Below are 8187 nucleotides of genomic sequence, written 5' to 3'. Positions count from 1 at the left end.
GGCGACAACATTCAGATGGTTGTTACCCTGATCCACCCAATCGCGATGGATGACGGTCTGCGTTTCGCAATCCGTGAAGGCGGCCGTACTGTAGGCGCTGGCGTTGTAGCTAAAGTTATCAGCTAATCGCTGATAACATTTGACGTAATGCGCATTAAAAGGGCATCATTTGATGCCCTTTTTGCACGCTTTCGAACCAGAACCTGGCTCATCAGTGATTTTTTTTGTCATAATCATTGCTGAGACAGGCTCTGTAGAGGGCGTATAGTCCGAAAAGCTGCAGTGCATTTCGGCTTGGCTCGCCTCGCAATCGCGGGGTGAAAATGTTTGTAGAATTCTTCTGACAGGTTGGTTTATGAGTGCGAATACCGAAGCTCAAGGGAGCGGTCGCGGCCTGGAAGCGATGAAGTGGGTTGTTGTGGCCGTGCTGCTGATCGTGGCTATCGTTGGCAACTTCCTTTATCGTGACATGATGCTGCCGCTGCGTGCGCTGGCCGTAGTAATTCTTATTGCTGCAGCGGGTGGTGTCGCGCTGTTGACGACAAAAGGTAAAGCGACAGTTGCTTTTGCCCGCGAAGCGCGAACCGAAGTTCGCAAGGTCATTTGGCCTACTCGCCAGGAAACATTGCACACCACGCTGATCGTGGCAGCGGTGACTGCTGTAATGTCACTGATCCTGTGGGGACTGGATGGTATTCTGGTTCGCCTGGTCTCCTTTATCACTGGCCTGAGGTTCTAAGATGTCTGAAGCCCCTAAAAAGCGCTGGTACGTCGTTCAGGCGTTCTCCGGTTTTGAAGGCCGCGTAGCCACTTCGCTGCGTGAGCATATCAAATTACACAATATGGAAGAGTTGTTTGGCGAAGTCATGGTCCCGACTGAAGAAGTGGTCGAGATCCGTGGTGGCCAGCGCCGCAAAAGCGAGCGCAAATTCTTCCCAGGTTACGTGTTGGTCCAGATGGTGATGGACGACGCAAGCTGGCACCTCGTGCGCAGCGTACCACGCGTAATGGGCTTTATCGGCGGCACATCCGACCGTCCAGCTCCAATCAGCGATAAAGAAGTTGATGCGATTATGAACCGCCTGCAGCAGGTGGGTGATAAGCCGCGTCCTAAAACGCTGTTTGAGCCGGGTGAAATGGTTCGTGTTAGTGATGGTCCGTTTGCTGACTTTAACGGCGTGGTTGAAGACGTAGACTATGAAAAGTCCCGTCTGACAGTTTCCGTTTCTATCTTTGGTCGTGCGACCCCGGTAGAACTGGACTTTGCTCAGGTCGAAAAAGCCTAGTAGCCGAGTAAAAAAGCGACGATTTAATCGTTGCATAGGGCGCGAGATTGGAATACAATTTCGCGCCTTTTGTTTTTATGGGTTACACCCGTAAAACGAATTTTATCACGGGGAGCCTCATCGAGGCGCTATAACCCAATTAGAGGATTTTAGAATGGCTAAGAAAGTACAAGCCTACGTTAAGCTGCAGGTTGCAGCTGGTATGGCAAACCCGAGTCCACCAGTTGGCCCAGCACTGGGTCAACAGGGCGTTAACATCATGGAATTCTGCAAAGCGTTCAACGCCAAAACAGAATCCCTGGAAAAAGGCCTGCCAACTCCGGTTGTCATCACCGTTTACGCTGACCGTTCTTTCACCTTCATTACCAAGACCCCGCCGGCAGCAGTTCTGCTGAAAAAAGCGGCTGGTATCAAGTCTGGTTCCGGTAAGCCGAACAAAGACAAAGTGGGTAAAATTTCCCGCACTCAGCTGCAGGAAATCGCGCAGACCAAAGCTGCCGACATGACTGGTTCTGACATTGAAGCGATGACTCGCTCCATTGAAGGTACTGCACGTTCCATGGGCCTGGTAGTGGAGGATTAAGAAATGGCTAAACTGACCAAGCGCATGTCCGTAATTCGTGACAAAGTTGATGCGACCAAACAGTACGACATCACCGAAGCAATCGCACTGCTGAAAGAACTGGCTACTGCTAAGTTCGTAGAAAGCGTTGACGTTGCTGTTAACCTCGGCATCGATGCTCGTAAATCTGATCAGAACGTTCGTGGTGCAACTGTACTGCCAAACGGTACTGGCCGTTCCGTTCGCGTAGCTGTATTTGCTCAGGGTGCAAACGCTGAAGCTGCTAAAGCTGCAGGTGCTGAACTGGTAGGTATGGAAGATCTGGCTGATCAGATCAAGAAAGGCGAAATGAACTTTGACGTTGTTATTGCTTCCCCGGATGCAATGCGCGTTGTTGGCCAGCTGGGCCAGGTTCTGGGTCCACGTGGCCTGATGCCAAACCCGAAAGTGGGTACTGTAACCCCTAACGTTGCTGAAGCGGTTAAGAACGCTAAAGCAGGTCAGGTTCGTTATCGTAACGACAAAAACGGTATCATCCACACTACCATCGGTAAAGTGGACTTCGACACCGAAAAATTGAAAGAAAACCTGGAATCCCTGCTGGTTGCGCTGAAAAAAGCGAAACCTACACAGGCTAAAGGTGTGTACATCAAGAAAATTAGCCTGTCCACCACCATGGGCGCAGGCGTTGCAGTAGATCAGGCTGGCTTGACTGCTGTAGCAAACTAATACCTTTACGTGGGCGGTGGATTTGTCTACAATCTTACCCCCATGTTTGCTAACAAAAGTTAGCAGGTAAAAGAATTGTTCGTTGGAGCCTGGCCTGATCCAGGCCTCCGTCGAAGACCGCAGGTGTCTCGAAAGAGGCTTAATCCCCTGCGTAGACGGTGACAGAACGCTAAGATTATTTCTGATACTCTGGCTTGTTTCTGCTCACCGTATTAAGACGCTCTTTTCTTTGAGAAGAGTGAAGTGAGTTCCAGGGCATGAGCCCTGGCAAACATCCAGGAGCAAAGCTAATGGCTTTAAATCTTCAAGACAAACAAGCGATTGTTGCTGAAGTCAGCGAAGTAGCCAAAGGCGCGCTGTCTGCAGTAGTTGCGGATTCCCGTGGCGTTACTGTAGACAAAATGACTGAACTGCGTAAAGCAGGTCGCGAAGCCGGCGTATACATGCGTGTTGTTCGTAACACCTTGCTGCGCCGTGTTGTTGAAGGTACTCAGTTTGAGTGCCTGAAAGACGCGTTCGTTGGTCCGACCCTGATTGCATATTCTATGGAACACCCGGGCGCAGCTGCTCGTCTGTTCAAAGATTTCGCGAAAGCGAATGCAAAATTTGAGGTCAAAGCCGCAGCCTTTGAAGGTGAGTTGATCCCGGCATCGCAAATCGATCGCCTGGCTACACTGCCGACCTACGAAGAAGCAATTGCACGCCTGATGGCAACCATGAAAGAAGCTTCGGCTGGCAAACTGGTTCGCACTCTGGCTGCTGTTCGCGATGCGAAAGAAGCGGCTTAATAGCCGTTATCTTTATAAAGCATTCGCTTACGTATAAACTTATTCTGATTTTCAGGAACAATTTAAATGTCTATCACTAAAGATCAAATCATTGAAGCAGTTGCAGCTATGTCCGTAATGGACGTTGTAGAACTGATCTCTGCAATGGAAGAAAAATTCGGCGTTTCTGCTGCTGCTGCTGTAGCTGTTGCTGCTGGCCCAGCTGAAGCTGCTGAAGAGAAAACTGAATTCGACGTTATTCTGAAAGGTATTGGCGCGAACAAAGTTGCAGTTATCAAAGCTGTACGTGGCGCAACTGGCCTGGGTCTGAAAGAAGCTAAAGACCTGGTAGAATCTGCTCCAGCCGCTCTGAAAGAAGGCGTGAGCAAAGATGACGCAGAAGCACTGAAAAAATCTCTGGAAGAAGCTGGCGCTGAAGTTGAAGTTAAATAAGCCAACCCTTCCGGTTGCAGCCTGAGAAATTAGGCTGATGGCTGGTGACTTTTTAGTCACCAGCCTTTTTGCGCTGTAAGGCGCCAGTAGCATTTCACACTGTTTGACTGCTGGCTGTCCTGACAATGCTTGTTTCTATCGACGTCTTAATATACTGCGACAGCCTGACGGGCTGTGTAAATTGCAACGAAATGGTTTAAGCGTGATAGCAACAGGTATTGCGGAAAGTATTCAATTTTCCGATCAACAAAATGGTGTTGCACAAACTGTCCCTCCGTCGGGCAGATGGGTCGACTTGTCAGCGAGCTGAGGAACCCTAATGGTTTACTCCTATACCGAGAAAAAACGTATTCGTAAGGATTTTGGTAAACGTCCACAAGTTTTGGATATACCTTATCTCCTTTCTATCCAGCTTGACTCGTTCCAGAAGTTTATCGAGCAAGATCCTGAAGGGCAGTATGGTCTGGAAGCTGCTTTCCGTTCCGTATTCCCAATCAAAAGCTATAGCGGTAATTCTGAGCTGCAATATGTCAGCTACCGTCTTGGCGAACCGGTATTTGACGTTCAGGAATGTCAGATCCGTGGTGTGACCTATTCAGCACCGCTGCGCGTGAAACTGCGCCTGGTTGTCTATGAGCGTGAAGCGCCGGAAGGCACCGTTAAAGACATCAAAGAACAAGAAGTCTACATGGGTGAAATTCCACTCATGACTGACAACGGTACTTTCGTTATCAACGGTACTGAGCGCGTTATCGTTTCCCAGCTGCATCGTAGCCCGGGCGTCTTCTTCGACAGCGATAAAGGTAAAACACACTCATCCGGTAAAGTACTGTATAACGCACGTATCATCCCTTACCGTGGTTCATGGCTGGACTTCGAATTCGATCCGAAAGACAACCTGTTTGTCCGTATCGACCGTCGTCGTAAACTGCCAGCAACCATCATTTTGCGTGCGCTGCAATACACCACTGAGCAGATTCTTGATCTGTTCTTTGAGAAAGTTATCTTCGAAATTCGCGACAACAAGCTGCAAATGGAGCTGTTGCCGGAGCGTCTGCGTGGTGAAACCGCTTCGTTTGATATCGAATTCGACGGCAAAGTGTATGTGGAAAAAGGTCGCCGTATTACTGCGCGCCACATTCGTCAGCTCGAAAAAGATGACATCAAGCAGATCGAAGTTCCGGTTGAATACATTGCCGGAAAAGTTGCCGCAAAAGATTACGTTGACGCTTCAACTGGGGAACTGATCTGCCCAGCCAACATGGAGCTGAGCCTGGATCTGTTGGCTAAGCTGAGCCAGTCTGGCCACAAGCGCATCGAAACGCTGTTTACCAACGACCTGGATCATGGCGCGTATATGTCTGAGACTATACGTGTCGACCCAACCAGCGATCGTTTGAGCGCACTGGTAGAAATCTACCGCATGATGCGTCCTGGTGAGCCACCAACTCGCGAAGCAGCTGAAAACCTGTTTGAGAACCTGTTCTTCTCTGAAGACCGCTACGATCTGTCTGCGGTTGGTCGTATGAAGTTCAACCGTTCTCTGCTGCGCGATGCGATTGAAGGTTCCGGTATCCTGAGCAAAGAAGACATCATCGAAGTGATGAAGAAGCTCATTGATATCCGTAACGGCAAAGGCGAAGTGGATGACATCGACCACCTCGGCAACCGTCGTATCCGTTCCGTTGGCGAAATGGCGGAAAACCAATTCCGCGTTGGCCTGGTACGTGTAGAACGTGCGGTTAAAGAGCGTCTGTCTCTGGGCGATCTGGATACCCTGATGCCTCAGGATATGATCAACGCCAAGCCAATTTCTGCAGCAGTGAAAGAGTTCTTCGGTTCCAGCCAGCTGTCACAGTTTATGGACCAGAACAACCCGCTGTCAGAAATTACGCACAAACGTCGTATCTCTGCACTTGGCCCAGGTGGTTTGACCCGTGAACGTGCAGGCTTTGAAGTTCGAGACGTACACCCGACTCACTACGGTCGCGTATGTCCAATCGAAACGCCTGAAGGTCCAAACATCGGTCTGATCAACTCCTTGTCCGTGTACGCACAGACAAACGAATACGGTTTCCTCGAAACGCCGTATCGTAAAGTGACTGACGGTGTTGTTACCGACGAAATCCATTACCTGTCTGCTATCGAAGAAGGTAACTACGTCATCGCTCAGGCGAACACCAACCTGGACGAAGAAGGTCGTTTCGTTGACGATCTCGTTACCTGCCGTAGCAAAGGTGAATCCAGCTTGTTCAGCAATGATCAGGTGGATTACATGGACGTTTCGACCCAGCAGATCGTTTCTGTTGGTGCGTCTCTGATCCCGTTCCTGGAACACGATGACGCCAACCGTGCATTGATGGGTGCGAACATGCAACGTCAGGCGGTTCCGACTCTGCGCGCTGATAAGCCGCTGGTTGGTACCGGTATGGAACGTGCTGTTGCCGTTGACTCCGGTGTAACTGCGGTTGCGAAACGTGGCGGTACCGTTCAGTACGTGGATGCTTCCCGTATCGTTATCAAAGTTAACGAAGACGAGATGTACCCAGGCGAAGCGGGTATCGACATCTACAACCTGACCAAATACACCCGTTCTAACCAGAACACCTGTATCAACCAGATGCCATGTGTGTCTCTGGGTGAGCCAGTTGAGCGCGGCGACGTGCTGGCTGATGGTCCGTCTACCGATCTCGGTGAACTGGCACTTGGTCAGAACATGCGCGTAGCGTTCATGCCGTGGAATGGTTACAACTTCGAAGACTCCATCCTCGTCTCCGAGCGTGTGGTTCAGGAAGACCGTTTCACCACCATTCACATTCAGGAACTGGCATGTGTGTCCCGTGACACCAAGCTGGGGCCTGAAGAGATCACTGCTGATATCCCGAACGTGGGTGAAGCTGCGCTCTCTAAACTGGATGAATCCGGTATCGTTTACATCGGTGCAGAAGTGACCGGCGGCGACATTCTGGTTGGTAAGGTAACACCGAAAGGTGAAACCCAGCTGACGCCAGAAGAGAAACTGCTGCGTGCGATCTTCGGTGAGAAAGCGTCTGACGTTAAAGACTCTTCTCTGCGTGTACCAAACGGTGTTTCCGGTACGATCATCGACGTTCAGGTCTTTACTCGCGATGGCGTAGAAAAAGACAAACGTGCGCTGGAAATTGAAGAGATGCAACTGAAGCAGGCGAAGAAAGACCTGTCTGAAGAACTGCAGATCCTCGAAGCTGGCCTGTTTAGTCGTATCTACGCGGTGCTGGTCTCTGGTGGTGTTGAAGCTGAGAAGCTTGATAAACTGCCACGCGATCGCTGGCTGGAACTGGGCCTGACCGACGAAGAGAAACAAAATCAGCTGGAACAACTGGCTGAGCAGTATGACGAACTGAAACACGAGTTCGAGAAAAAACTCGAAGCGAAACGCCGCAAAATCACTCAGGGCGACGATCTGGCACCAGGCGTGCTGAAGATTGTTAAGGTCTATCTGGCCGTTAAACGTCAGATTCAGCCTGGTGATAAAATGGCAGGTCGTCACGGTAACAAGGGTGTAATTTCTAAGATCAACCCGATCGAAGATATGCCGCACGATGCTAACGGTACGCCGGTAGATATCGTACTGAACCCGCTGGGCGTACCGTCTCGTATGAACATTGGTCAGATCCTCGAAACCCACCTGGGTATGGCTGCTAAAGGTATCGGCGAGAAAATCAACGCCATGCTGAAGCAGCAGGAAGAAGTCGCGAAACTGCGCGAGTTCATCCAGCGTGCGTACGATCTGGGCACAGATGTTCGTCAGAAAGTTGACCTGAACACCTTCAGTGATGATGAAGTTCTGCGTCTGGCTGAGAACCTGAAAAAAGGTATGCCTATCGCAACGCCAGTCTTTGACGGTGCGAAAGAGTCTGAAATCAAAGAGCTGTTACAGCTGGGTGGCTTGCCGACTTCCGGTCAGATCACGCTGTTCGACGGTCGTACTGGTGAGCAATTCGAGCGCCAGGTTACCGTTGGCTATATGTACATGCTGAAACTGAACCACTTGGTTGATGACAAGATGCATGCGCGTTCTACCGGTTCTTATAGCCTCGTTACTCAGCAGCCGCTGGGTGGTAAGGCTCAGTTCGGTGGTCAGCGCTTCGGTGAGATGGAAGTGTGGGCGCTTGAAGCATATGGCGCGGCATACACCCTGCAGGAAATGCTTACCGTTAAGTCTGATGACGTGAATGGTCGTACCAAGATGTATAAAAACATCGTGGACGGCAATCATCAGATGGAACCGGGCATGCCGGAATCCTTCAACGTATTGTTGAAAGAGATCCGTTCCCTGGGTATCAACATCGAGCTGGAAGACGAGTAACTCTCGCTCAAACAGGTCACTGGTGCCGGCGTAATACCCGGC

The 8187-nt window shown here is 50.4% G+C and carries 7 protein-coding genes and 1 pseudogene; all 8 read left to right on the top strand.

Annotated features, from left to right (window positions below; genetic code table 11):
• Positions 1 to 126 (top strand): annotated as a pseudogene (gene tuf / locus ACKI5T_RS07790) (elongation factor Tu); the annotation flags it as partial.
• A 229-nt stretch (positions 127 to 355) separates the two neighbouring features.
• Entirely contained in the window at positions 356 to 739 is a 384-nt protein-coding gene (gene secE, locus ACKI5T_RS07785) for a preprotein translocase subunit SecE (RefSeq protein ID WP_011915456.1), read from the top strand.
• Position 740: 1 nt separating this feature from the next.
• Positions 741 to 1286: a transcription termination/antitermination protein NusG gene (gene nusG / locus ACKI5T_RS07780; RefSeq protein ID WP_011915457.1), complete on the top strand. Its 546-nt coding sequence runs from the start codon at positions 741 to 743 to the stop codon at positions 1284 to 1286.
• A gap of 154 nt (positions 1287 to 1440) precedes the next feature.
• Positions 1441 to 1869, top strand: coding sequence for a 50S ribosomal protein L11 (rplK, locus tag ACKI5T_RS07775; RefSeq protein ID WP_011915458.1), 429 nt, complete (start codon positions 1441 to 1443; stop codon positions 1867 to 1869).
• A 3-nt stretch (positions 1870 to 1872) separates the two neighbouring features.
• Positions 1873 to 2577: a 50S ribosomal protein L1 gene (gene rplA, locus ACKI5T_RS07770; protein WP_011915459.1), complete on the top strand. Its 705-nt coding sequence runs from the start codon at positions 1873 to 1875 to the stop codon at positions 2575 to 2577.
• A gap of 290 nt (positions 2578 to 2867) precedes the next feature.
• Entirely contained in the window at positions 2868 to 3365 is a 498-nt protein-coding gene (rplJ, locus tag ACKI5T_RS07765; protein WP_007704673.1) for a 50S ribosomal protein L10, read from the top strand.
• Positions 3366 to 3431: 66 nt separating this feature from the next.
• Positions 3432 to 3797, top strand: a complete 366-nt coding sequence (gene rplL / locus ACKI5T_RS07760) for a 50S ribosomal protein L7/L12 (RefSeq protein ID WP_011915460.1) — start codon at positions 3432 to 3434, stop codon at positions 3795 to 3797.
• Between the two features lie 319 nt (positions 3798 to 4116).
• On the top strand, positions 4117 to 8145 hold the full coding sequence (gene rpoB, locus ACKI5T_RS07755) for a DNA-directed RNA polymerase subunit beta (protein WP_407436825.1): 4029 nt from the start codon (positions 4117 to 4119) through the stop codon (positions 8143 to 8145).
• Positions 8146 to 8187: the final 42 nt, after the last annotated feature.

This window comes from Lelliottia sp. (assembly GCF_045627565.1).
Taxonomy (GTDB): Bacteria; Pseudomonadota; Gammaproteobacteria; order Enterobacterales; family Enterobacteriaceae; genus Enterobacter.
The sequence above is the reverse complement of the archived record's forward strand: the minus strand, read 5'-3'. Positions and strand labels throughout refer to the sequence as shown.

Coding starts and splice junctions, on each gene's coding strand:
- secE (WP_011915456.1), top strand. CDS start 356: ATGAGTGCGAATACCGAAGCTCAAGGGAGCGGTCGCGGCCTGGAAGCG.
- nusG (WP_011915457.1), top strand. CDS start 741: ATGTCTGAAGCCCCTAAAAAGCGCTGGTACGTCGTTCAGGCGTTCTCC.
- rplK (WP_011915458.1), top strand. CDS start 1,441: ATGGCTAAGAAAGTACAAGCCTACGTTAAGCTGCAGGTTGCAGCTGGT.
- rplA (WP_011915459.1), top strand. CDS start 1,873: ATGGCTAAACTGACCAAGCGCATGTCCGTAATTCGTGACAAAGTTGAT.
- rplJ (WP_007704673.1), top strand. CDS start 2,868: ATGGCTTTAAATCTTCAAGACAAACAAGCGATTGTTGCTGAAGTCAGC.
- rplL (WP_011915460.1), top strand. CDS start 3,432: ATGTCTATCACTAAAGATCAAATCATTGAAGCAGTTGCAGCTATGTCC.
- rpoB (WP_407436825.1), top strand. CDS start 4,117: ATGGTTTACTCCTATACCGAGAAAAAACGTATTCGTAAGGATTTTGGT.